This window comes from Agrobacterium sp. 22-223-1 (assembly GCF_053522385.1).
In genome coordinates this window covers 2359427-2380855 of the sequence record NZ_JBNWCN010000001.1, presented here as the reverse complement: position 1 = coordinate 2380855, position 21429 = coordinate 2359427, and the positions used below count along the sequence as shown (strand labels likewise).

General features: G+C 59.5%; 24 protein-coding genes and 1 pseudogene. 14 read left to right on the top strand and 11 right to left on the bottom strand.

Features of this window, described 5'->3' with window-relative positions; genetic code table 11:
- Positions 1 to 8 precede the first annotated feature (8 nt).
- Together ACQZ60_RS11780 and ACQZ60_RS11775 are read right to left on the bottom strand one after the other, a co-directional pair.
- On the bottom strand, positions 9 to 989 hold the full coding sequence (locus tag ACQZ60_RS11780; RefSeq protein WP_448735276.1) for a hypothetical protein: 981 nt from the start codon (positions 987 to 989) through the stop codon (positions 9 to 11).
- Positions 990 to 991: 2 nt separating this feature from the next.
- Positions 992 to 2239: a Zn-dependent hydrolase gene (locus ACQZ60_RS11775; protein ID WP_003520583.1), complete on the bottom strand. Its 1248-nt coding sequence runs from the start codon at positions 2237 to 2239 to the stop codon at positions 992 to 994.
- A gap of 260 nt (positions 2240 to 2499) precedes the next feature.
- On the opposite strand from ACQZ60_RS11775, the gene rutR reads away from it, so the two are divergent.
- From rutR to ACQZ60_RS11760, 3 genes and pseudogenes are all read left to right on the top strand, one after another.
- The gene (gene rutR, locus ACQZ60_RS11770) at positions 2500 to 3141 is read left to right on the top strand and encodes an HTH-type transcriptional regulator RutR (RefSeq protein ID WP_003520582.1); all 642 of its coding nucleotides are present in this window, start codon (positions 2500 to 2502) and stop codon (positions 3139 to 3141) included.
- 254 nt (positions 3142 to 3395) lie between these two features.
- Positions 3396 to 3719, top strand: a pseudogene (locus ACQZ60_RS11765) (DUF2325 domain-containing protein); the annotation flags it as partial.
- Entirely contained in the window at positions 3700 to 3990 is a 291-nt protein-coding gene (locus ACQZ60_RS11760) for a hypothetical protein (protein ID WP_020813661.1), read from the top strand. The pseudogene ACQZ60_RS11765 and the gene ACQZ60_RS11760, both read left to right, overlap by 20 nt.
- 105 nt (positions 3991 to 4095) lie before the next feature.
- Here the strand turns inward: ACQZ60_RS11760 and ACQZ60_RS11755 are convergent, their stop codons facing one another.
- The 5 genes from ACQZ60_RS11755 to uppO all read right to left on the bottom strand — a co-directional run bounded on the left by ACQZ60_RS11755 (position 4096) and on the right by uppO (position 7096).
- Positions 4096 to 4491: a DUF423 domain-containing protein gene (locus ACQZ60_RS11755; protein ID WP_020813662.1), complete on the bottom strand. Its 396-nt coding sequence runs from the start codon at positions 4489 to 4491 to the stop codon at positions 4096 to 4098.
- Positions 4488 to 4889 carry a group II truncated hemoglobin gene (locus ACQZ60_RS11750; protein ID WP_035220023.1) on the bottom strand — a complete coding sequence of 134 codons (402 nt, stop codon included), beginning with the start codon at positions 4887 to 4889 and terminating at the stop codon, positions 4488 to 4490. Before ACQZ60_RS11750 ends, ACQZ60_RS11755 begins: the two co-directional genes overlap by 4 nt.
- A gap of 103 nt (positions 4890 to 4992) precedes the next feature.
- Positions 4993 to 5346 carry a HepT-like ribonuclease domain-containing protein gene (locus ACQZ60_RS11745; RefSeq protein WP_448735275.1) on the bottom strand — a complete coding sequence of 118 codons (354 nt, stop codon included), beginning with the start codon at positions 5344 to 5346 and terminating at the stop codon, positions 4993 to 4995.
- Positions 5346 to 5642, bottom strand: a complete 297-nt coding sequence (locus tag ACQZ60_RS11740; RefSeq protein ID WP_003520575.1) for a nucleotidyltransferase family protein — start codon at positions 5640 to 5642, stop codon at positions 5346 to 5348. Before ACQZ60_RS11740 ends, ACQZ60_RS11745 begins: the two co-directional genes overlap by 1 nt.
- A 38-nt stretch (positions 5643 to 5680) precedes the next feature.
- On the bottom strand, positions 5681 to 7096 hold the full coding sequence (gene uppO / locus ACQZ60_RS11735; RefSeq protein ID WP_448735274.1) for a polysaccharide biosynthesis phosphomannomutase UppO: 1416 nt from the start codon (positions 7094 to 7096) through the stop codon (positions 5681 to 5683).
- A 257-nt stretch (positions 7097 to 7353) separates the two neighbouring features.
- Between uppO and uppM the strand changes: the two genes are divergently transcribed.
- Positions 7354 to 8976: a polysaccharide biosynthesis protein UppM gene (uppM, locus tag ACQZ60_RS11730; RefSeq protein WP_448735273.1), complete on the top strand. Its 1623-nt coding sequence runs from the start codon at positions 7354 to 7356 to the stop codon at positions 8974 to 8976.
- 22 nt (positions 8977 to 8998) lie between these two features.
- Here the strand turns inward: uppM and ACQZ60_RS11725 are convergent, their stop codons facing one another.
- Positions 8999 to 9208 (bottom strand): hypothetical protein, encoded by a 210-nt coding sequence (locus ACQZ60_RS11725; protein WP_003509414.1) that lies wholly within the window; start codon positions 9206 to 9208, stop codon positions 8999 to 9001.
- A 245-nt stretch (positions 9209 to 9453) separates the two neighbouring features.
- Between ACQZ60_RS11725 and uppL the strand changes: the two genes are divergently transcribed.
- Both uppL and ACQZ60_RS11715 read left to right on the top strand, forming a co-directional pair.
- Positions 9454 to 10254, top strand: coding sequence for a polysaccharide biosynthesis UDP-hexose transferase UppL (gene uppL / locus ACQZ60_RS11720; protein WP_448735335.1), 801 nt, complete (start codon positions 9454 to 9456; stop codon positions 10252 to 10254).
- A gap of 190 nt (positions 10255 to 10444) precedes the next feature.
- The gene (locus ACQZ60_RS11715) at positions 10445 to 10693 is read left to right on the top strand and encodes a hypothetical protein (protein ID WP_174057267.1); all 249 of its coding nucleotides are present in this window, start codon (positions 10445 to 10447) and stop codon (positions 10691 to 10693) included.
- A gap of 17 nt (positions 10694 to 10710) precedes the next feature.
- On the opposite strand, the gene uppJ is transcribed toward ACQZ60_RS11715, so the two are convergent.
- Together uppJ and uppH are read right to left on the bottom strand one after the other, a co-directional pair.
- On the bottom strand, positions 10711 to 11655 hold the full coding sequence (gene uppJ / locus ACQZ60_RS11710) for a polysaccharide biosynthesis UDP-hexose transferase UppJ (RefSeq protein ID WP_448735272.1): 945 nt from the start codon (positions 11653 to 11655) through the stop codon (positions 10711 to 10713).
- 8 nt (positions 11656 to 11663) lie between these two features.
- A complete protein-coding gene (gene uppH, locus ACQZ60_RS11705; RefSeq protein WP_245267414.1) occupies positions 11664 to 12575 on the bottom strand; it encodes a polysaccharide biosynthesis endo-1,4-beta-xylanase UppH in 912 nt (303 codons plus the stop codon).
- A gap of 177 nt (positions 12576 to 12752) precedes the next feature.
- Here uppH and uppI point away from each other — a divergent pair, with 177 nt between their 5' ends.
- Together uppI and uppG are read left to right on the top strand one after the other, a co-directional pair.
- The gene (gene uppI, locus ACQZ60_RS11700) at positions 12753 to 13823 is read left to right on the top strand and encodes a polysaccharide biosynthesis UDP-hexose transferase UppI (RefSeq protein WP_020813672.1); all 1071 of its coding nucleotides are present in this window, start codon (positions 12753 to 12755) and stop codon (positions 13821 to 13823) included.
- Positions 13824 to 13825: 2 nt separating this feature from the next.
- On the top strand, positions 13826 to 14905 hold the full coding sequence (gene uppG / locus ACQZ60_RS11695; RefSeq protein WP_448735334.1) for a polysaccharide biosynthesis glycosyltransferase UppG: 1080 nt from the start codon (positions 13826 to 13828) through the stop codon (positions 14903 to 14905).
- A 42-nt stretch (positions 14906 to 14947) separates the two neighbouring features.
- Here the strand turns inward: uppG and ACQZ60_RS11690 are convergent, their stop codons facing one another.
- Positions 14948 to 16018, bottom strand: a complete 1071-nt coding sequence (locus ACQZ60_RS11690) for a GNAT family N-acetyltransferase (protein ID WP_448735333.1) — start codon at positions 16016 to 16018, stop codon at positions 14948 to 14950.
- Between the two features lie 737 nt (positions 16019 to 16755).
- On the opposite strand from ACQZ60_RS11690, the gene ACQZ60_RS11685 reads away from it, so the two are divergent.
- The 6 genes from ACQZ60_RS11685 (at position 16756) to ACQZ60_RS11660 (ending at position 21429) form a co-directional block, all read left to right on the top strand.
- Positions 16756 to 17535 carry an ABC transporter ATP-binding protein gene (locus tag ACQZ60_RS11685; protein WP_448735271.1) on the top strand — a complete coding sequence of 260 codons (780 nt, stop codon included), beginning with the start codon at positions 16756 to 16758 and terminating at the stop codon, positions 17533 to 17535.
- Positions 17536 to 17576: 41 nt separating this feature from the next.
- The gene (locus ACQZ60_RS11680; RefSeq protein WP_020808862.1) at positions 17577 to 18347 is read left to right on the top strand and encodes a transporter substrate-binding domain-containing protein; all 771 of its coding nucleotides are present in this window, start codon (positions 17577 to 17579) and stop codon (positions 18345 to 18347) included.
- Positions 18348 to 18369: 22 nt separating this feature from the next.
- Complete coding sequence (locus tag ACQZ60_RS11675) at positions 18370 to 19092, top strand: ABC transporter permease (RefSeq protein WP_448735270.1); 723 nt, start codon at positions 18370 to 18372, stop codon at positions 19090 to 19092.
- A 12-nt stretch (positions 19093 to 19104) separates the two neighbouring features.
- Positions 19105 to 19794 (top strand): ABC transporter permease, encoded by a 690-nt coding sequence (locus ACQZ60_RS11670; protein WP_448735269.1) that lies wholly within the window; start codon positions 19105 to 19107, stop codon positions 19792 to 19794.
- A gap of 19 nt (positions 19795 to 19813) precedes the next feature.
- Positions 19814 to 20725 carry a homocysteine S-methyltransferase family protein gene (locus tag ACQZ60_RS11665; protein ID WP_448735268.1) on the top strand — a complete coding sequence of 304 codons (912 nt, stop codon included), beginning with the start codon at positions 19814 to 19816 and terminating at the stop codon, positions 20723 to 20725.
- A gap of 131 nt (positions 20726 to 20856) precedes the next feature.
- The gene (locus ACQZ60_RS11660) at positions 20857 to 21429 is read left to right on the top strand and encodes an NADPH-dependent FMN reductase (protein WP_448735267.1); all 573 of its coding nucleotides are present in this window, start codon (positions 20857 to 20859) and stop codon (positions 21427 to 21429) included.

Sequence of the window (21429 nt, the reverse complement as noted above, 5' to 3'; positions counted from 1 at the left end):
GTTCCCTGCTAGAATTCTGAGATCTGACAAGCGTTTATTGTAAAATTACTCTCATGAATCATCCGGAAGCATGTTCCTGATCCCGCGCAGGCTGCATCTATATCTTGTTCGGTTTTTTCGATTTTCTCGATTTTAATAGGAAGTGTGGCTGTTCTCTTGCAATTGGCAAGAGAAGAGTTTTTGGCGTTGGACTGCGTGAGGTAGATTTTCCCATTTATATTATCCGAATAATATTTCTCAAATTTTTCAACATTAATTTTATACTCAACGTTTGTCTTGAAATAACCGATCACCGGGTTTTGTAGAATTTTTGAAACCGACATTAGGGCAGGTTGCTCGACGAAGTCCGGAATGTTCAATCCGATATGAAAATCACCGTCGATCCCGGCCAGTGCCTCTGTAAAGAAGAGATAATCGTCCCGCCCGAATTGTTTCGGGCATTCTCCGGCCATCGCGCAGTTGTTTCCTTCTTCGAGATCGTAGACGAATGTTCCTCGCTTTGAGCCTTCCTGCGTGACTTTTATTCTGCCTTTCTCCTTTACCAGTTCCGCGCTCGTAAACCCCATGTCTGCCGCATCCAACCATAGTTTGCCGATTGGGCCATCATTCGCTGGGTTACGGAATATGATCAGGTTTTGCTCTCCGAGTGGGTGCGCTTGCCTGTCAGGAAAGTCGTCGCTTTTCTCGAAGACCGAGAAGGAGATATGTCCGCCGTCAAAAGGCTTTTCTATATCCAGATACTGTAGCTGAATGGTGGTTTGCGCTCGTCGGTTTTCAGTTTTGAGCGTTTCCGTCTCCCTCTTCGCCTGATCTGCCTGATAGGCCGTTTCCCGGCTGATGAAGATGTTGACGCTACCAGTTACTATAATGAGCATAATCAGTAGAACGCCCACGCCACCAACTTTGTCTACAGCGCCATCCTTCTTGTAGAAGAACGCCAGAACGCCTGACAGAAGAGTCATTCCTGCGATTATGGTGCCTAGGTCCATCGTTATTCCACGATCTCCGCAGTCTCCAGCACCGCATGCAGCAGCACATCGCAACCGGCTGCGGCCCATTCTGGCGAAATTTCCTCGGCCTCGTTGTGGGAAAGCCCGTCTACGCAGGGGCAGAAGATCATGGTGGAGGGGGCGACCCGTGCCGTCCAGCAGGCATCGTGGCCGGCGCCGGAGATGATGTCCATGTGGCTGTAGCCGAGTTTTTCGGCGGCAGAGCGCACGCGGCCGACCAGAACCGGATCGAAGGTGACGGGATCGAAATGGCCGATGGCCTCGATCGAGCAGCCGACGCCGAGTTCTTCGGCGATCTGCGGCACCTCGCGTTCGAAGATGGCGCGCATGCTGTCGAGTTTCGCCTGTGAGGGGGTTCTAAGGTCGATGGTGAAAACCACCTTGCCGGGCAGCACGTTGCGGGAATTGGGTGTGAAGATCATCTGGCCGACGCCGGCGACGGCGCCCGGCTGGTGGGCCATGGCCACCTCCTGCACCTTTTCGAGAATGCGGGCGGCGGCAAGGCCGGCATTGACGCGCATGGCCATCGGGGTGGAGCCGGTATGGGCTTCCTTGCCGGTCAGCGTCACTTCCAGCCACCAGAGGCCCTGGCAATGGGTGACGACGCCGATCTGTTTGCTTTCCGCCTCAAGGATCGGCCCCTGTTCGATGTGATATTCGAAATAGGCGTGCATTTTGCGCGCGCCCACCTCTTCCTCGCCCAGCCAGCCGATGCGCTTCAGCTCTTCGCCATAGGTCTTGCCGTCGGTATCGGTGCGGCCATAGGCATAATCGAGATCGTGAATGCCGGCGAAGACGCCGGAGGCCAGCATGGCCGGGGCAAAGCGCGCGCCTTCCTCGTTTGACCAGTTGGTGACGGTGATCGGGTGTTTGGTTTTGATGTTCAAGTCATTCAGGCTGCGCACCACCTCCAGCCCGGCCAATACGCCGAGCACGCCATCGAACTTGCCGCCGGTCGGCTGGGTGTCGAGGTGGCTGCCTATATAAACGGGAAGCGCGTCCGGGTCCTCGCCGGGGCGGGTGGCGAACATGGTGCCCATGCGGTCGACGCCCATCGTCAGGCCCGCCGCTTCGCACCAGCGCTGGAACAGGCGGCGGCCTTCCGCATCCTCATCCGTCAGCGTGCGGCGATTATTGCCGCCGGCAATGCCGGGGCCAATCTTCGCCATATCCATCAGACTGTCCCACAGACGGTCGCCATTGACCGTCAAGTTCTTACCCGCCGCCATGAAGTGTCGTCCTCACCTGTTTTGTTTTTATCGAAGCAAAGCTTGTGCCGTTCCCTTTTTTGCCGGTTAAGATAACAGCCATTGCCTTGTGATGGCGATGGGGGATAAATTGACCGGCTGGTAAACATTGCAAATTCGCGGTGGCGTCAGCAAGGGATTTTCGTGACGAATCGCAGTAATTTTGCCTAAACTGTACGCGTAGATTATTTTTTAAGCATACTGTAACGGCAATTGCATGGAAAAGAAACAGAGAGCTAAGAATGGCCATACCGCGCGCAGCGAAAACACAGAAGCGGACCCGCATTCAGGAAGAAAAGCAGGAAGCGATTCTTGAAGCCGCGCTCAGTGTTTTTTCCACAAACGGGTTTCGCGGTTCCACTATCGATCAGATCGCCGAGGCGGCCGGCATGTCGAAACCGAACGTGCTTTATTATTTCCGCACCAAGGAGGCGATGCATCGCGCGCTGATCGAGCGGGTGCTGGACACATGGCTCGACCCGCTACGCGCTTTCGATGCCGAGGGAAATCCTGAAAGCGAGATTCGCTCCTATATTCGTCGCAAGCTGGAAATGTCGCGCGATTTCCCGCGTGAAAGCCGCCTGTTCGCCAATGAGATCCTGCAGGGCGCGCCGCATATCGAGGATGAGCTGAAGGGGCCGCTGAAACAACTGGTGGATGAAAAGGCCGAGGTCATCCGCGCCTGGGTGAAGGCCGGACGGATGGCCAAATGCGATCCCTATCATCTTATTTTTTCCATCTGGTCGACCACCCAGCATTATGCGGATTTCGATGTGCAGGTGCGGGCAGTGCTCGGCGAGAAGAATGGCGGCGAGGGCCGTTTTGAGGATGCGGCCCGGCATCTGGAGCAGCTTTTCATGGGCGGATTGCGGATAAACGGCTGAACGGAACCGTTCTCGCGAATATGTGATCGATTCTTTATGTCAAAACATGAGGAAAATTATCACCTTTATACTTTACTCCAAAACTCATCTTTATTATGGTGCCGGCATCCCGAACGTCCGGGGCATTGAAAAATCAACCGGCAGGTGAGGGAATGGCACGCAAGGAAAAGAAGAAGGCCGAACGTGGCGGCAAGCAGGGCAAGGGCGCTCCCCAGGCCGAGCGGGATGTGGCCGAACAGCAGCTTTCCGGTCCGAAAAGCTTTCTTTATGTCGGCGGCCGTGACTGTCAGGTTGCGCATCTTCGCCAGATCGCCAGCAATTTCGGCGCGGAGCTCATTCATCACGATGGCGGCCTGCGTGAAGCCGTCTCCCGCATAGATACCGTGCTTCCCTCCGTCGACTGCGTTTTCTGCCCGATCGACTGTATCAGCCACGATGCGTGTCTGCGGGTGAAGTCCGGTTGCAAGAAATTCGGCAAGACGTTCATTCCGCTGCGCAACGGCAGCAAATCCAGTCTGGAGCGGGCGCTGCAGACCATGAATGAACGGACCTCCAGCGATGAGCGACGAGCGCAATAATTTTAAGGGTGAAGAGCCGGCGGCGGAAGCCTGCCGCGTGGAACTGCACAAGATGGCCGAGCAGGCTGCCGATCCGGCCCTGACGGATATCTATGAAATCATCGGTGAACGCGAAAGGCGCAACCGCCTTGCCAGAAGCGGCGGCAATGTCGTGACTTTTCCCTATTTGCGCACCCGCCAGCCCGGTGAAACGCCGTCCTTCGAGATCGGCGCGGCGGCCGAAGAGGGCCGCAATATCCTGTCGTTTCGCTGGACGCGGCGTAAGGGCTAAAGCTGAAGCATTTCCAGTCAAAGTGCGAAGCGGTTTTACGTCCGGAAAATGCGTAAAACAGAGAGGTAGGGCACGCCCAACGGTTCGGTTTAAACCGAACGCGTTCTAGCCCTTCGGCTTCAGAAATGCTCCGGCGCACAGCACCAGCCATCCGGCGATCATGCCGAGGCCGCCCGTGGGTGCGGCGTAGGGAAAGAGGCTGTGGCCGGAAAAATGCCGGGTGACGAGATCGCCGACAAAGATCGCCGTGCCGAGGCCGAGGATCAGGCCTGCCGGAATGGCGGTTCTGATGCGATCCGCGCCGATATGGAGCGCCACCAGCACCGGCGCATGGGCCAGCGCCATGGCCGAGGCATTGCCGAGCATATAGGTTTCGCCGGTATGGGTGGCGGCGGCTGCAAGCATCACACCGGCCGCGCCCAGCAGGCCGCCTAGCAACAGAATGAAGGCCCGCAATCTTTCGCGGGGCAGGCTTGCGATGGTCGCGCTCTGCGTGGTCATTGGCTGTCCGCCTCCTGGTTCTGCATGTGAAAGGCCAGCCGCTCGACCGGCGTCCAGATGATCTCGCGCAGCTTCGGGTTTTCGATGGTCTCGTCCATGGCGCGGCGGAAGCAGAGCAGCCATTCATCCCGCTCGGCGGGGCCGATCGGGGCGACGAAATGGCGCCGCCGCAACATCGGATGGCCGTGTTTCTCGACATAAACGGGCGGTCCGCCAAGATATCCCGTCAGATAATCGTAAAACTTCGCCTCGCTGCCGGAAAGATCGGCGGGATGGATGGCGCGGCAGCGCGCCGCTTCCGGCAGGGTATCCATCAATTCGTAGAAGCGCCGGGTCAGCGCCCTGACGGTCGCATCGCCACCTATCGCTTCATAAAGGGTAATGGTCTCGCCGCTCATAATCCGCCTCTTGTGGCCCTCCGGTCCTTATCGCTCCATGGAGCCGGAAGAGCAACAGGGCACGGGCGGGGTGCGACATTTGCGACACCGCGCTGATAAGTCCTCAGTTTTCACTTTCGACGGATCGTTGAAGAGCCTCAACAGCGATTTTGAGCGGCGCCACATGTTCGGTGACCACGGCCCAAACGACGTCATCCGCGATCTTGTGGTACTCATGACGCAGAATATTGCCGATTCCGCGAATCTGTTTCCACGGTACGTCCGGCGTAAGCTCCAGCAAGTCATCGGGTAGGTGACGGGACGCCTCGGAAACGATTTCGAGGGCGCGTTGCACGGCGAGTTTGAGGAGCCAATTTTGCTGGAAATCAGCGAGTGACAGGCCTGCGGTGTGGGTCTCAATGCCGTTTATGGCCTCCAGAATTTCGGCGAGAACCGGCCCGACCCTGCGTCTGGTCATCAAAATATCCGTACGGCGGATTGCTCGATGTCATTCCGCAACAGTGGGTGGAGACTGTTGCGTGTCGTCACATCGACTTCCACGGCCAATTCTTCTTCCAGAAACTGCTTGATACCGACGAGATCGATCAACGAGAAACGGCGGCCCGGATCATAGTCGATGAAGATGTCCAGATCGCTGGAGGCAAGGGCCTCATCGCGGGCCGTCGATCCAAAAAGATAGAGCGACGTCGCGCCCATGCTTTTCACTGCATGGGCGTGGCGCTTGAGTTTCCTGATTGCGTCCGTTCTTTTCATGCGCGCAGCTTACACCATCGTGTATGCGGCATCCACTCTCACCCAAAATTGCGGATGAGATCGAGCCCCTTGTTCAGAAGCGTTTCGGCCTCATCTTGATTGGCCGCTTCGACGTAGCAGCGCATTTCGGGAGCATTTCCGGAAGGGCGGAAATGGATGGTGCTGCCATCGGTGAGCGCGACGCGCAGGCCGTCGATGTCGCTCAGCGCCTTCACGGTGCCGACCGGTGCGAGGAATGCCTCGAGATTGCTGCGCGAGGCGCGCAGATGCGTCATCAGGGCGGCGCTCTTTTCCTGCGCGAAGTTCTCCAGACGGTCGGCGGCGGCGACCGGCAGGTTATAAGCGGCGGCGATCTGCGACAGCGGCTTTTTCTGTTCCGCCGAGAGAAGCAGCACGGCGAGAACCGGCAGGAAGCTGTCACGCGTCGGCAGCGGCGAAAGCGCCCTGCCATTAAGTGTGAAGGCGGAGGCCGTCAGCAGGCCGCCATTGGCTTCGAAGCCCATGACACCGTTCTTGCCGGCGGCGAGCGCCTCAGCCATGCCCGCGATCACGAAGGGGGAGCCGACTTTGGTGCGGATGACGTCGAACGAACCGCTCGCCTCGATGCCGGAATTGGAGGTGACGGGGGTGACGACCACGCCGGCGCCGAGGAAATTGGCGGTGATCAGGCCGATGAGGTCGCCGCGCAGCGGCACGCCGTTTTCATCGGTAAGCAGGGGGCGGTCGCCGTCGCCATCGGCGGAAACGATGGCGTCGAGACCGTGCTCTGGCGACCATTTTTTGAGAAGGGCCAGCGTTTCCGGCGAGACCGCTTCGGTATCGACAGGGATGAAGGTTTCGGAGCGGCCGAGCGGAACGACATCCGCACCATAATGGGCAAGCACGTCGACAAAGAGATCGCGCGCCACCGTGCTGTGCTGGTAAACGCCGATCTTGAGGCCGGAGAGCGCCTTTTCCGGCAGCAGCGCGATGTTGCGCTCGTAGAAAAGTTCGGCTGTGGTGGCGGAATGGTCTTCGGCGGTCGCCGCCTCGTCGCTGATGCCTTCCGCTTCGATTTCGGCGGCAAGAGCGGCAATCGCCGTCTCGTCCTGCTTGTCGATTTCACCGTCCGGGCGGTAGAACTTGATGCCGTTGCGGTCGGCCGGGATATGCGAACCGGTGATCATCAGCGCGCCGGCCTTCAGAGACAGGCCATAAAGCGCCAGCGCCGGTGTCGGCACCGTGCCGCAATCGAACGGGGTCAGGCCGGCTTTTTTGAGCGCGGCGATGCAGGTGGCGGAAACATCCGGGCTCGAATCGCGGAAATCGCGGCCGACGAGAATGGGATCGCCCGCCTTTGCCTGGCCCGATGTGAGAAGGTGTCTCGCAAATGCCGTGGCATAGACGGCCGAGGCTTTTCCTTTCAGATCGACGGAGAGGCCGCGAAGGCCGCTCGTTCCAAATTTCAGGCTCATTCCAAACTCCGTTTCGATAAAATCTTTGAGGGTCAAATGGATAATGCAAAAATATAACGGTTGAAAGAACCGTATCGATCCATTCGAGTCAATCATCCCTTTCAACGTGGCCGCGAATAGGCGATGATGGCGGGACCGATGCGGGTAACCTAAAATTCACCCGTCATATTTAAAATTGTCCGTCGATAGCGGCTCTGGCGACGATGGGAACCCTCTGTTGCCGGCCTTTTTGTGGTTCGTTCGAGTTGGATTGGCTGATGTACAGGCTTCAAAAGGCGGGACATAAGCAGGCACGTCCGCTCGATGAAAAAACGGCGCCTGCCGCGAGACCCCATGGTTCCCTGCTGGACGATCTGGTGGATGAGGACGAGGTTTTCGAGCGCACGGTGCTGAAGGAGCATCTGGAGCCGAAACCGGCGAAGACCGTCGCCGAGCCGGCCGCGGCCGAGACGCCGGTGAAGGCGGCTTCGCCGAGCGGCAGTCTGGCGGCCGCGCTGCCGGGCCTGAAACATATCGACAGGATCGGTGTGGATGACGTCATCCTCTGGCTTCGCAAAGGCATCGTCTGGATCGTGCTGGCAATCGTTCTCTGCGTCGCCGGCGCGCTGACCTATGCCTCTATGACGCCGCCGCGCTACAAGGCCTATACGGATATCGTCGTCAATCCCTCCAACCTGAACGTCGTCAATGACGGGGTGTTTTCGCCCAACCAGCAGCGCGACACGCAAATCCTCGAGGTGGAAAGCAAGTTGCGCACCATCACCTCGCGCAACGTGCTGGCGCGGGTGGTGGACGAGCTGAAGCTCGATCAGGATCCTGAATTCATCAGCCCGCCGCCGCTCGCCCGGCTGAAGGCTATGTTCTCATCGAAACCGGAAGATGACGACAACCGGGTCGGCGCGCTTCGTTCGCTTGGCGATCGGGTGGCGGCGGAACGCGACCCGCGCTCCTTTGTCGTGACGCTTTCGGTCTGGACCAATGATGCCGAAAAATCGGTGACTGTCTCCAAGGCCATCGTGAAGGCTTTCGAAAGCGAACTGTTCCAGACAAACTCCGACAGCAGTCAACGCGTCGTTGACGATCTCAGGAAGCGGCTCGAGGAAATGCGCGAGAATGTGACCGCCGCCGAAAAGCGCGTGGCCGATTTCCGCCGCGAGAACGGCCTACAGGAAAATAACGGCCAGCTCGTCAGCAATCTGGCTTCCGGTGAGCTGAACGCTCAGGTGCTTGCGACCCAGCAGCGCCTCATTCAGGAAGAATCGCGCCTCAAGCAGATGGAGGCGGCGATTGCGCAGAACCGCACCCAGAGCGACGCCATATTCGACAGCCAAACGATGAATACGATCCGCGCACAATACAGCACGCTGCAACAGCAGATCGGTGCGATGACGCTGACCTATGGCGCGCGCCATCCGCGTCTTGCGACCGCGGGTGCGGAGCGGGCGATGCTGGAACAGGGAATGGCGGATGAGGCGCGGCGTATCCTTCAAGCGGCAAAGATCAATGTCGCGGAGGCGCGCTCCTCACTCGATGCCCTGCGGCTGAAAGCGGTGGCGGAACGCGCCAATGTCTTTACCGACAATGAGGCGCAGGTGCGGCTGCGTGATCTCGATCGTGACGCCCGCTCGGCGGCGGCGATCTATGAGACTTATCTCACGCGCTCACGCCAGCTTGCCGAACAGCAGTCGATCGATTCCACCAATGTGCGGGTGATTTCGCAGCCGGTTGCGCCCAATTCCAGAAGCTGGCCGCCGGGCAAGCTGACCTTCCTGATTGCCGGCGGCATGGGCGGCCTGTTCCTTGGTCTGGCAATTGCCGTGGCGCTCGGCCTCTGGGGTTATCTTCGCCGGGACGATCACGCGGATGTCGCGGCGCGGTAAGACAAGGCGGCTGCGCGTCGCCTTATTCTTCCGAAATCAGACCGTCATAAACTTCGAGCAGGGCGGCGGCGATGGCCGCGCCCAGCGCATTGCCGGCATCGCGAATGCCCGCCTCGTCGCCGTCGCGAACCGAAATGGCAAGATCGGACGCCTCGTTGGCGACGATTTCTTTCGCCCGTTCTATCGCCCAGAGGCCGAAATCGCCGCGATTGTCGATCGAGATTGTTTCCATGGCCGGAGCCCTTCCGTGGTTTGATTTCCGCGTCCCTTAACCCATCGGCTGGAAAACCGGAATAGGCAGAAAATGTGGCGCACAACCTTCAGGCGTGTAAAATGGCTGCCGCATACGGGGATTTATAAAAATATTAATGATAGTTCTTCGTAGTGTTTGAAGCCTTATACCCTAAGCATAAGCGTGAATATAACAATGAAACGATGCCTATCTTGGACACCGGACAGATTATGACAGGGAGAGAGATGCCGGATGCGGAGGGGACTGGCCAGGTCTGGCCGGTTATTCCGCTTGCGGCGTTGCCCATTACTGACGCGACTATCGACGAAACGGCGCGGGATTTCATCCTGCGCGCGACGACGGCGCGTGCGGCCGGTGCAAGACCGTTTTATTCGACATCGGCAAACGGTCAGGTCATCGCGCTCTGCCATCACGACCGGGAATTCGACGCCATGCTGCGGCAGGCGGACCAGATTCATGCCGATGGCATGTCGCTGGTGATTTTCTCCCGCAAATTCTGCCCGAAGGCATTGAGAGAACGGGTTGCGACCACGGATCTCGTTCATGCGGTTGCGAAGCGCGCCGAAGAGACGGGTAGCCGATTCTATTTCCTCGGCGGCTCCGAAGAGGTGAACCGTGCGGCGGTCGAGGAAATGCAGAGGCTTTATCCGCGCCTTATATTTGCGGGGCGGCGCAACGGTTATTTCAGCCGGGCCGAGGAAGAGGCGATCCTCGCCGATATCGCGACATCCGGGACGGATATTCTCTGGGTGGGCTTCGGCATACCGCTGGAGCAGCGTTTCGTCTCGCGCAATCTGGACAGGCTTTCCGGCATCGCCGTGATCAAGACCTGCGGCGGCCTTTTCGATTTCCTCGCCGGCAAGAACAGCCGGGCGCCGCAATGGATGCAGGATATGGGGCTGGAATGGCTTTACCGGGCCATGCTCGAGCCGAAGCGGCTCGGAAAACGTTACCTGCTGACCAATCCTATCGCCATATATTCGCTGCTGAAGTATCGCTTCGGAGCTTCGGGACAAGGTCGCTAGATCATCGCGACAAGCTGCTGCTACGCGAAGAATAAAGCGCGCGTGCGCCTCCCGCCCGACAATATAAGATTTTCCTAACTTATTGAATGGATGCGCTGCGTCGCTGAAATCCGTTGCAACGGCGAACATCTGCGCTACACTGCATCAATATTACAAATTTATTCGAATCATAGATTTATTGAGGCCACCAATGGTGATTACGTCCATTTCTCTTTTTATATATGGAATTGGCACCGTTACCTCTCTCGCCATGACCTATATCGAAGGCGCCCGCCGCGACAAGGACTGGGATTTTTATCGCGTCACCGGCATTGTCCTTTGTTTCTTCTGGCCGGTGCTCGTGCCGCTCCTCGTCCTCGCGACGGCCTTGGCGTCGTTCGGTTTCCAGAAACGGTTCACGAATACGATCTCGCTCGGCAGGCAAAAAACGCTTAGCTGAGCCGAAACTATCCTGCTTCAGCTCTTCTTCGCCGGCGCCTTGTAGGGCGTGAGCGTAATGCCGAGGCTTGCCATCACGCGGCCGATGGACATCAGCGGCGGATGCGTGGCTGGCAGCAGGGTTCCGGTTTTCACGAAGGCGGAAACGGCGCGGACAAGAGACAGGCACAGGCTGACGGCGTTTTTGGCGGCAAGCAGCAGCCCACCTTTCAGGCCGGGGCGTCGGGCGCGGTCGATGCTGTAATTGATGATGCCGGTTCGGAGCGAGCGCTCCATGATCCAGCGCGGCGCCATGCGGTTTTCCGGCACATATTCGATGATGAGCGCTTGCGCATTCCAGGCGAATTTGAAACCGGCCTTGCGGCAGCGGGTGAAGAAATCCATGTCGCCGCCGCCGAGGAAGTTGAAGCGCACGTCGAATTCCGGTTTCGCCAGCGTCTCGAAAACCCGCCGTGAGATCAGGCAGTTGCCCGATCCGTGGATTTGCTCGACGGGGCCGGTCGGCGCTTCAATGGAGCCGAACAGCGGATGCGAGAGAACCGCCTTCGAAGCCGGCGCGTCGAATTCCCGGTTGACCGGGCCGCCGACGATATCGACGTCGAAGGATTTCGCCGCCGAAACCATTTCGGCAAGCCAGCCGGGGGAGGCGGCCTCGTCGTCATCGATCATCAGGAACCACTCAGCCGAAGCATAGCTTTGCCGGGCGGTGCGGAAGGCGGTGTTGATGGCGTAACAATTGCCCTGCGTCGGTTCGACCAATGCCTCGCCGGCCATGCCGCTTTCGGCGAAAAAGGCGCGCGCGACCGCAAGGCCCGCCTGGCCCGCGCCGTCATTATCCACCACGACGATGGCGAAGGGAAAATCGACCTTCTGGGCTGCGAGTGACCGAAGCGTCTTTTTCAGGCCTTCCGGCCGGCGGAAACTCGGAATGCACACCACCGCTTCCGGCATGATCTCGGACATGGAAACTCCTAAATTCCGGCAAGCGCTGCGGCGGAAAAAACGACGGCCCTGAGGCTCTGGCGCGGGCGATTGAGGAAGGTATCGGCCAGCGCCGAAAAGGCCTCGCGGTAGCGGCGGGCGCGGAAGGCCTGCGCCACGGTATAGGCATTCATATGGTTTTCGGATCGGCGGCGAAGCCGTCGCAACTCCGGCGGCGAAACGGCAGCGACGATGGCCGGGTCGGAAAACACGGCCTCGATTGCCGGTTCGCAATCCCGGAAGGTCAAAAGCCGGTTCATCATCACGCTCGTCCTGTGCACGCGGTAATCCAGCACATGGCAGCCGGGCAGGTAAACGAAGCGGCCGGCGGCGGCGAGCCTGCACCAGCCATACCAGTCTTCGGCATAACGCAAAGTCTCGTCGAAACCGCCGAATTCCTGAAAGATGCGGGTCCTGACCAGCATGATGCCGCCATTGACGATGAAGTTGCCGCCGAGCAGCGGCTGGAGAATGAAACCATCGGGCTTTTCCCGGCGGCGAATGAGATTGCGCCGACCGATCTTGACGCCGTTTTCATCGATGCGCTCGTAATCGCCATAAACGGCGACGACATCCGGCCCGGAAATGCCGGCGCAAAGGGCCGCGATGGCGCCCGGTTTCAGGCGGTCGTCGGCATCGAGAAACATCGTCCATTCGCCGCGCGCCTGCGACAGGCCGAAATTGCGCACGGCGGAAACGCCCTGCCTTCCCTGCGGCCGGGCCAGCAATTTGACGCGAGGGTCGGAAAAACTTTCCACCTTTTGTGCGGTGGTGTCGGTGGAGCCGTCATCGACCACCAGCACTTCGCCGATGGTCTCGCCCTGCAGCAACACGCTTTCGATCGCTTCCACGATGTAACGCTCGCCATTGCGAACGGGAATGACAATCGAAACGGAAACCAAGACTTCAAACTCCATGCGGCGTGGGCCAAGAATTCGCACAGCGAAGTTACTACCGCATTAAGCGGGTCTGGCCAATTATGACGTGGTATAACGTCGGTTAACCTTGCAAATCTTTAATATCCTTTTCCTATGATCGGAATGTTATGTTTTGGGAATAAAGGTTGCGGAGGCGGGTGCATGCGGATCGGGCGGCGGAATTTTATGGGCGGTGCGGCAAGCGCTGGCCTGCTGCATGCCGTGGCCGGCCCGGCCTTTGCCGCGCAGAAGAAAGCGGCGAGCAAAACCGCCCCGTATGGCGCGGCCGTTTACCTGCCGGATCTCACCGCCGATAGCCGCATCGGCGAGGCGGTGGTGAAATATTGCTCGCGTATCACCCCCGTTACCGAAATGAAATGGGAGGTCCTGCGGCCTTCGGCGGAGGCGTTCGATTTCGCCGCCGCCGATGCAATCGCCAATTTCGCCCGTCAGCACAAGCTTTCCATGCACGGCCATCCGCTGATCTGGTATGCCTCCAACGCGCCCTGGCTTGCGAGCATCGGCGGCGGCGTGAAGGTCGAGAAGCTGATGGAGACCCATATCGTCACGGTGATGGAGCGTTATAAGGACGTGATCCATAGCTGGGACGTGGTCAATGAGCCGATCCCCGACGTGCCGGGCAATGTGCGCGCGCGGCGCGATGCCTGGTATTACGGCGCCGGGCCGGACGCCATCAAGAAAGCTTTCGAGATCGCTCATGCGGTCGATCCGAAGGCGCAGCTCGTGCTCAACGAATATGATGTGGAATTTGCCGCCGAGAAATCGCCGGCCAAGCGCGCGGCCTTCCGCAATCTCATTCTCGAACTGCTGGAGAAGGGCGCGCCGATCAACGCCGTCGGCCTGCAGGGGCATTTGCGCGGCGGCTGGCCGATCGCCAAGGACGAGCTTGCCGCCTTCACGACGGAAATGCGCAGTTACGGTCTTGCCGTTCTGGTGACGGAGCTGGATGTGATGGACCAGACGCTGCCCGCGCCGGAGGCCGAACGCGATATGCTGATCAACGGCCAGGTCCGCGAGTTTCTGGAGGCTGCCTCGGCGGGCGGCGCGCTTTCCTCCATCACCACATGGGGCATCTCGGATCAATATAGCTGGATCCGCTGGGCCTATCCGCGCCGGGATGGCACCGCCAACCGGCCGCTGCCGCTGGACTGGAGTTTCAACCAAAAACCCATGATGGCCATCATCAATGAATTCCGGAACCGTGGTGCATGACTATGAATGCTGAAATGCCGCTTCCTCCCGTGCAAAAGGCGCTGCAAATCAACCTGCACCCCTTCGATGCCCCGCATGCGGCCCTGACCCTGCCGCATCAGCTCAGGGTCTGGGGCGGACAGGTGGACCGCATTCTCCTCACCGTCGATACGGGCCAGGTGGGGGCCGGCCGCTACAAGGGCAACGGTTTCGATGCGGCGCGCCAGCGTCTCTTCGACATGCTGGAGGAAATGCAGACCAATTATCCGCATCTGCATGTGGATATCGTCGATTACAGCGATGCGGCGCGCAGCGCCGTGACGGAAACCTTCTTTCCCCGCTCGCCGATCCTCTATCCTGCCAAGGCTTTCGATGGCGGGCCTTTCCATGTCTATTTCTACGGGCTGAAACGCGCCAATGCCCGTTATGTGCTGCATATGGACAGCGACATGATGTTCGGCGGCGGCAGCCAGAGCTGGTTCGGCGAGGCTATCGCGCTTCAGAAGGCCAATCCGGATGCGCTGTGCATCACGCCCTTTTCCGGGCCGCCGACGGTGCGCGGCGATCTGGATATTTCCCGCCATGTCGGCATGCCCGGCGTGAAGAATATTCCTGCGCCGCGCAAGCTGCCGTCGCGCATTCCCACCTGGCGTTTCGCCACCGTTTCCACCCGGCTTTTCATGATCGACATGGAACGCTTTGCGAAACGCATCGGCTCGCTGGAACTGCTCAAGCCCGATGTCAAACGGCGCATCCGCTCCTATGCCTATAACCAGCAGCCTGTCTCGATGCCCGCCGAGGAGGTGCTGAGCACGAACATGATGCGCACGGGTGTTTATCGCCTCGATTTTCTCGGCACGGGCAAGGGCATGTATTCATTGCATCCGCCCTATCGTTCGCCGGAATTTTATGCGGCGCTCGCCTCCATCGTCGAGCGCATCGAAAAGGGCGATATTCCCGAAGGCCAGCTCGGCGATTTCGATATTAACGGGTCGATGGTGGACTGGACCAGCGCGCTGGCGGCCAAGACGCGCTCCAAACGTTATGCGAAAGCGCTGCGCCATCTCATCTCGGCCAATGTCGGACGGTTCAGCAAGGCTTGAGGGTTTCGATCCGTCTTCCGTCGTGAGGCGGGGCGGGGGGGCTCAATAGTCGGTGATGAGCTTGCTCCAGCTCTCCGAGCACAGTCCGCCAATATAGATGTCGCCGGCCAGCGCCCTTTCCCGCAGGGCGTCATCGCGCGTCGCCATGCAGAAATAGCCGTCGTGGCGGAAGCTCATGTGGTTCTGGCGGTAAAGCGCGTTGATGAGAAAGGGCTGCGCCATGCCGGTGACATGGGCATAGTTCTCGTCATCGAAATGGCGGAACAGGGTGTTGAGCACATCGTTTTCGCAACCGGCATCGCAGACGAGATTGAGCACATAGGCCGTTCTCCCCCGCTGGCCGAAAAACAGCGCAGCGCCCATGGCATGGCCTTCGGCATTCTCGATCACCACGCCCTTCAGTTCGCCGAGGCTTTCATTGGTCCTGCTCATCTCTATCAGCCAGTGGAATTCCTCGTGAGACCATTCCGGGCGAATGGAAAAACGCTCGATCATCGCGAGCGCCCTGCGGCGGAAGGTTTCGTAATCCACGGTTCTCACCGTAGCGCCGGCGGCCTCCTGCGGCCTTAGACCCTTTTTCCACCGCCGCAGGATTCCATCCACAAATCCGAGCGCGGTGAGCGCCAGCGTGGTCTTTGCCAGTTTCGAACGACGCGGCATGCGCAGCGCGATGGTGCAGAAGGGCTTGAGCGCCTTGTGCCATTGCAGGCTTTCAATCGGCAGCATGTTGCCGCCGGTCGCCACCCAGTGATCGGCGCTGACGGGTGAAGCCGTATCCGAGAACAACATGTCGTGTTTGGATGCCCGCATGCCGCGGGACAGGCGCGCCGCGCCGAGTGCGCCGCGTTTCCCGTCCGATGCGAAGGCGCAGAGCAGCCGTGCAGTAATGGTTTTTCCATTCGCAACGAAGCGCATGGGCACGGCGAGAATGACGCTGGTGACCCCGTTCTCTCCGGCGTCGTAGACAACGCTGCCGTTTTCCGGACTGAAGGCGGGACTGCCGAAAAACAGTTTTTCTATATAGGAGCCGAAATCGAAGTTCCGCTCCTGCCCGGTCTTTCTGAAAGCGCTGTTGAGCACGGCCTCGACAGCCGGAACGTCTTCCCTGCGCATGGGGCGGATGCCGGACACACCGATTTGAACCGGGCGTTGTGTCAAGTGACCGCTATCGCCATCGTCCATATGGGTGTGTATCGGAACGTCCACCGTCGGCCCCCACCTTTTGTGCATTGACGAAATCAACCATAGGCAGCGTATATTTGAATGTATTAATATAGATATAAAACCTGCAATCCGGTGGGATCGAAAGTATCGGATTTGGAATAAATCATATTAATATCAATATATTAATCTGTATCAAGCGTATCGGTTGAGGTTAACAAAATACGCTCAAGCAAGCAACCTTTGGGTGAAATATGGATAAATTTTTGTAGGCGATTTTTTGGGGTCTGGCGTCAATTTTGGCAAGCTTCCGTCTTGTCCTTTGTCTCCGGGCTCCGATTTCCCGAGGAAAAGCGCACAATCGCGGTGCTATTTTCCCGTGCATCATGGATAACTAAAAAATAGGATTTGCGCGGACCAGCCCCGTGGAGGGCGAGGCGGAGGGGAACCGGAGAGAGCCGGCGGTGGAGCGGGCATCGTCCCGACGTCCTTGCAAGGGCGTTCGCTCCAGATGATATTTTGAAATGATTTTTCGTCATAAATATGTAAAAGAGCCGATTGTTGCGCGCGTCTGCGGCTATTTTCGCTAAACATGCGCGGCTCAAGTCTTTGTTATTGTGCACGTCGCACCGCGAAATCCCGGCTATTGGCGTGGCGGCACTCAAAAAACGGATCGGCTAGGTCAATCGATGGCAGATACAGGCGCCTGCGCGCTCGAAGCGGATGACATCCACAAGAGCTTCGGCACGCATGAAGTTTTGAAGGGCGTTTCGTTGCAGGCCCATAAGGGCGATGTCATCTCGATCATCGGGTCTTCCGGTTCCGGCAAAAGCACCTTTCTGCGCTGCATGAATTTTCTCGAAACGCCGGATCGCGGCCGTGTCATCATCAATGGCGAGGAAATCGCCACAAAAACCGGCCGCGACGGCAAGGCCGTGCCGAAAAGCTGGCGGCAGGTGGAAAAATTGCGCACCGGTCTCGGCATGGTGTTCCAGAATTTCAATCTCTGGGCCCATCGCACCGTTCTCGAAAACGTCATCGAGGCGCCCGTTCATGTTCTCGGCGTCAGGCGGCAGGAGGCGGTCGAAAAGGCCGAAGCCCTGCTGAACAAGGTCGGGCTTTATGACAAGAAAAACGCCTATCCGGCATTCCTGTCCGGCGGGCAGCAGCAACGCGCCGCCATTGCGCGTGCGCTCTGCATGGAGCCGGCGGTGATGCTGTTCGACGAACCCACTTCAGCGCTCGATCCGGAACTGGTGGGCGAGGTTCTGAAGGTCATTCGGGATCTGGCCGAGGAAGGCCGCACCATGCTGCTCGTCACCCACGAAATGCGCTTTGCGCGCGATGTATCCTCGCAGGTCGTGTTTTTGCATCAGGGCCGGGTGGAGGAGGCGGGGCCGCCGGCGCAGGTGTTCGGAAACCCCTTGAGCGCCCGCTGCCGGGAATTTACCGGCGCGCTCGCCAATTGACCCTTTTGCCCGACAGTCCGTATTTAACAGGAGAGACTTGAATGAAATTCTTCGCCACGCTGCTTGCCGGAACGGCATTTGCGTTTTCCGCCTTCACCGCCAGCGCCGAGGTGCGCTTCGGCATCATGAACGAGGCCTATCCGCCCTTCTTCGCCAAGGATGCGAGCGGCAAGTGGCAGGGCTGGGAAATCGACCTCATGGACGCCGTCTGCGCGGAAATGAAGGAAAAATGCTCGATCGTGGAGCTCTCCTGGGATGGCCTCATCCCGGCGCTGCAGACGAAGAAATTCGACGTTATCTGGTCATCCATGTCGAACACGGAAGAGCGTCAGAAGATCATCGATTTCACCGATAAATATTACAACACGCCGAGCAAGCTGATCGGCGCCAAGGGCGAAAAGGCGGGTGCTACGGCCGAGGACGTCAAGGGCAAGACCATCGGCATTCAGGTGGCCACCATCCAGTCCGAATATTACAAGAAATATTTCGCCGGTGTCGCCGATGAGAAGACCTACCAGACGCTGGACGAGGCGTTTCAGGATCTCGCGGCCGGCCGCATCGATTATGTTTTCGGCGACTCCATCGTTCTCGACGCTTTCGTGAAGAGCGATGCGGGCAAGGATTGCTGCGCCGACATGGGCGATGTCGCCGACGACAAGGAAATCCTCGGTCTCGGCGTTTCGGGTGGCCTGCGCAAGGAAGACACCGAACTCAAGGCCAAGCTGAATGCGGCAATCGCCGCCGTACGCGCCAGCGGCAAATATGACGAGATCACCAGGAAGTACTTCAGCTTCAATATTTACGGGCAGTAATTCGGTCTGATCGGTCACGCATATGGCAAGCCTTGAAACCACGTTGCAACTTCTGTCTCCCTATCCTCCGGGATGGGGCGGCACCCTGTTGAAGGGTGCGGCATCGACGCTTGCCATTTCCGCTGGCGCCTATCTGATCGGCCTTGCCATCGGCATGGCCGGGGCGCTCGGCAAGCTTTCGGGCAACAGGCCTCTTGGCCTGCTGCTCAATCTCTATACCACCGCGATCCGCGCCGTTCCCGAGCTGATCCTTATCGTCGGGCTTTATTATGCCGGGACTGACGGTATCAACCGGCTGCTGCTGCTCGCCGGCATGCCGCCGCTGGAGGTGAACGGTTTCGTCGCTGCCGTTGCGGTTCTGGGTTTCGTGCAGGGGGCCTATATGACCGAGGTGCTGCGCGGGGCGATCCTTGCCATTCCGAGCGGCCAGATAGAGGCGGCGCGCGCCTTCGGCATGTCGCCGGCCTTACGTTTCCGCCGGGTGGTCTTGCCGGCGCTTTTGCCGAACGCCTTGCCGGGTCTTGGCAATCTCTGGCTTGCTGTGACCAAGGACAGCGCCCTGGTGGCGGTCGTCGGTTATCAGGAACTGGCGCTGGCGACGCGTCTCGCCGGGGCCAGCACCAAGCAATATTTCCTGTTCTTCCTTGCCGCCGCCCTGCTTTACCTCGCCATCACGCTCGTTTCGAACCTCGTTTTTTCGCTGATCGAACGCCGCGTGCGGCGCGGCCAGCCGGCCCTGGCCTGAGGAGGGGACGGCATGGATTTTTCATGGGTCGCAAAATATTGGCCGCTGCTTCTTTCGGGTGCATGGCAGACGGTGGCGCTGCTCTTCATCTCCGTCAGCATCGGGTTTCTTCTGGCCATCGGGCTCGCGTTTGCGCAGGTGAGCGGCGGGCGGGTGACGAAAATCCTGGCGCGGGCCTATTGCACCTTCTTCCGGGGCACGCCGCTGCTCATCCAGCTCTGGCTGCTTTATTACGGCGTCGGCTCGCTTCTGCCGATGATCCCCGGCCTGCGCCAGAGTTTCATGTGGCCGGTGCTGCGCGAAGGGTTCTTCTTTGCGGCCGTCAGCTTCACGCTGAACTATGCGGCCTATGAGGCGGAAGTTCTGCGTGGCGCGCTGCTGGCGGTGCCGAAAGGCGAGCTGGAGGCGGGCAGGGCTTTCGGCATGGGCCGTTTCACCCTCATTCGCCGCATCTGGCTGCCGCGCGCCATCCGCATCGCGCTGCCGACCATTGCCGGCGAGGTGGTGATGCAGCTTAAAGCCACGCCGCTTGCTTTCACCGTGACGGTGATGGACCTCTACGCCGTCGCCTACAAGGTGCGGCAGGATACGCTTCTGGTCTATGAGCCGCTGATCGTCGTCACCGTCTTTTATCTCATTCTCACCGCCATCATCGCCCGCTGTTTCGGCCTTGTCGAACAGCAGGTGCCGGTCAGGCGATAAACATTCAGGGAGTATGACCATGAGCACAATCCGTATCCTCGACGGCGGCATGAGCCGCGAATTGCAGCGGCTCGGGGCCGAGCTGAAACAGCCGGAATGGTCGGCGCTGGCGCTTATCGACGCGCCCGAGATCGTGCGGCAGGTGCATGCGGAATTCATCGAAGCCGGCGCCGATGTCGTCACCACCAATTCTTATGCGCTGGTGCCCTTCCACATCGGCGAAGAGCGTTTCCAGAAGGATGGCGCATCGCTGATCGCCCTTTCGGGCAGGCTGGCGCGCGAGGCGGCGGATGCTTCCGGTCGCAGGGTGCTGGTGGCGGGTTCGCTGCCGCCGATTTTCGGTTCCTATGAGCCGCAGAATTTCGATGCCACGCGGGTGCAGGCCTATCTGAAGGTGCTGGTCGACAATCTCGCGCCTCATGTCGATGTCTGGCTCGGCGAGACCCTCAGCCTGATCGCCGAGGGTGAGGCGGTGCGCGAGGCCGTTGCCGCGAGCGGCAAACCGTTCTGGATTTCCTTCACGCTCAACGACGATGCGGCTGCGGCCGGCGGCGAGCCCGCGCTTCGCTCCGGTGAAACGGTCAGGGCGGCCGCCGAATGGGCGGCGCAATCGGGTGCCGCCGCGCTTCTGTTCAATTGCAGCAAGCCGGAAGTCATGAAGGCCGCCGTCGAGACGGCCGCCTCCGTCTTCGCGGAAAAGGCTGTGTCGCTGGAAATCGGCGTCTACGCCAATGCCTTCGAAGGCGAGCAGGGCGATTCCGCCGCCAATGAAGGGCTACATGGCACGCGCGCGGATCTGACCGGCGATGTCTATTCCCGTTTTGCCTGCTCCTGGGCGGATGCGGGCGCGACCATGATCGGCGGCTGCTGCGGCATCGGTGCGGCGCATATCCACACGGTTGCGACAGCGCTGCGGCGCGCGGCGGCCTGAAGCGCCCTACGCCACTGCAAGAGACGGATGCGGCAGGTTTTGAACCTGCCGCTTTTTTTATGCGCAGCTATTGACCTCAACTATAGTTGAGGAATTATCAGGACATGGAACACACTGTTGAAGGACGTTCCATGAGCGACAATACACTTTCCATCCGCATCATCTTCGGCAGCGCCCGCAATCCGCGCTTCTGCGATGTCATCGGCAAATGGCTGCTGGAGCGGCTCGAGGCCCTGCCGGGACTGGAGCTTGCGGTCATAGATCCGCGCGAACTCGATCTGCCGCAGGATCACGCGCCCGAGCGCGCCGCGGTGCGGGAGCTTCGGCAAAGCCTCGATGGCGCGGATGCCTTCATCGTCGTCACACCGGAATATAACCGCAGTTACCCCGGTGCGCTGAAGGTGCTGATCGATTCCGCCTATGACGAATGGGGCGCCAAACCGGTGGCTTTCGTATCCTATGGCGGGATTTCCGGTGGCCTGCGCGCCGCCGAGCAGCTTCGTCCCGTCTTTGCGGAACTGCATGCGGTGACGATCCGCGATGTCGTCAGCTTCGCCAATCCCTGGGATCGTGTCGATGCTACGGGCCAGTTCGACGCCGGTGTGCCGGCGGCGGGCGCGCTGGAGACGATGATGAACAAGCTTGGCTGGTGGGCGCGTGCGCTGAAACAGGCGCGGTCCGCAACGCCTTACAAGGGGGCGTGA

What these genes read in the sequence shown, in the direction of transcription:
- ACQZ60_RS11780 (WP_448735276.1), bottom strand. Translation starts at nt 989, where the DNA reads ATGGACCTAGGCACCATAATCGCAGGAATGACTCTTCTGTCAGGCGTT.
- ACQZ60_RS11775 (WP_003520583.1), bottom strand. Translation starts at nt 2,239, where the DNA reads ATGGCGGCGGGTAAGAACTTGACGGTCAATGGCGACCGTCTGTGGGAC.
- rutR (WP_003520582.1), top strand. Translation starts at nt 2,500, where the DNA reads ATGGCCATACCGCGCGCAGCGAAAACACAGAAGCGGACCCGCATTCAG.
- ACQZ60_RS11760 (WP_020813661.1), top strand. Translation starts at nt 3,700, where the DNA reads ATGAGCGACGAGCGCAATAATTTTAAGGGTGAAGAGCCGGCGGCGGAA.
- ACQZ60_RS11755 (WP_020813662.1), bottom strand. Translation starts at nt 4,491, where the DNA reads ATGACCACGCAGAGCGCGACCATCGCAAGCCTGCCCCGCGAAAGATTG.
- ACQZ60_RS11750 (WP_035220023.1), bottom strand. Translation starts at nt 4,889, where the DNA reads ATGAGCGGCGAGACCATTACCCTTTATGAAGCGATAGGTGGCGATGCG.
- ACQZ60_RS11745 (WP_448735275.1), bottom strand. Translation starts at nt 5,346, where the DNA reads ATGACCAGACGCAGGGTCGGGCCGGTTCTCGCCGAAATTCTGGAGGCC.
- ACQZ60_RS11740 (WP_003520575.1), bottom strand. Translation starts at nt 5,642, where the DNA reads ATGAAAAGAACGGACGCAATCAGGAAACTCAAGCGCCACGCCCATGCA.
- uppO (WP_448735274.1), bottom strand. Translation starts at nt 7,096, where the DNA reads ATGAGCCTGAAATTTGGAACGAGCGGCCTTCGCGGCCTCTCCGTCGAT.
- uppM (WP_448735273.1), top strand. Translation starts at nt 7,354, where the DNA reads ATGTACAGGCTTCAAAAGGCGGGACATAAGCAGGCACGTCCGCTCGAT.
- ACQZ60_RS11725 (WP_003509414.1), bottom strand. Translation starts at nt 9,208, where the DNA reads ATGGAAACAATCTCGATCGACAATCGCGGCGATTTCGGCCTCTGGGCG.
- uppL (WP_448735335.1), top strand. Translation starts at nt 9,454, where the DNA reads ATGCCGGATGCGGAGGGGACTGGCCAGGTCTGGCCGGTTATTCCGCTT.
- ACQZ60_RS11715 (WP_174057267.1), top strand. Translation starts at nt 10,445, where the DNA reads ATGGTGATTACGTCCATTTCTCTTTTTATATATGGAATTGGCACCGTT.
- uppJ (WP_448735272.1), bottom strand. Translation starts at nt 11,655, where the DNA reads ATGTCCGAGATCATGCCGGAAGCGGTGGTGTGCATTCCGAGTTTCCGC.
- uppI (WP_020813672.1), top strand. Translation starts at nt 12,753, where the DNA reads ATGCGGATCGGGCGGCGGAATTTTATGGGCGGTGCGGCAAGCGCTGGC.
- uppG (WP_448735334.1), top strand. Translation starts at nt 13,826, where the DNA reads ATGAATGCTGAAATGCCGCTTCCTCCCGTGCAAAAGGCGCTGCAAATC.
- ACQZ60_RS11690 (WP_448735333.1), bottom strand. Translation starts at nt 16,018, where the DNA reads ATGCGCAGGGAAGACGTTCCGGCTGTCGAGGCCGTGCTCAACAGCGCT.
- ACQZ60_RS11685 (WP_448735271.1), top strand. Translation starts at nt 16,756, where the DNA reads ATGGCAGATACAGGCGCCTGCGCGCTCGAAGCGGATGACATCCACAAG.
- ACQZ60_RS11680 (WP_020808862.1), top strand. Translation starts at nt 17,577, where the DNA reads ATGAAATTCTTCGCCACGCTGCTTGCCGGAACGGCATTTGCGTTTTCC.
- ACQZ60_RS11675 (WP_448735270.1), top strand. Translation starts at nt 18,370, where the DNA reads ATGGCAAGCCTTGAAACCACGTTGCAACTTCTGTCTCCCTATCCTCCG.
- ACQZ60_RS11670 (WP_448735269.1), top strand. Translation starts at nt 19,105, where the DNA reads ATGGATTTTTCATGGGTCGCAAAATATTGGCCGCTGCTTCTTTCGGGT.
- ACQZ60_RS11665 (WP_448735268.1), top strand. Translation starts at nt 19,814, where the DNA reads ATGAGCACAATCCGTATCCTCGACGGCGGCATGAGCCGCGAATTGCAG.
- ACQZ60_RS11660 (WP_448735267.1), top strand. Translation starts at nt 20,857, where the DNA reads ATGAGCGACAATACACTTTCCATCCGCATCATCTTCGGCAGCGCCCGC.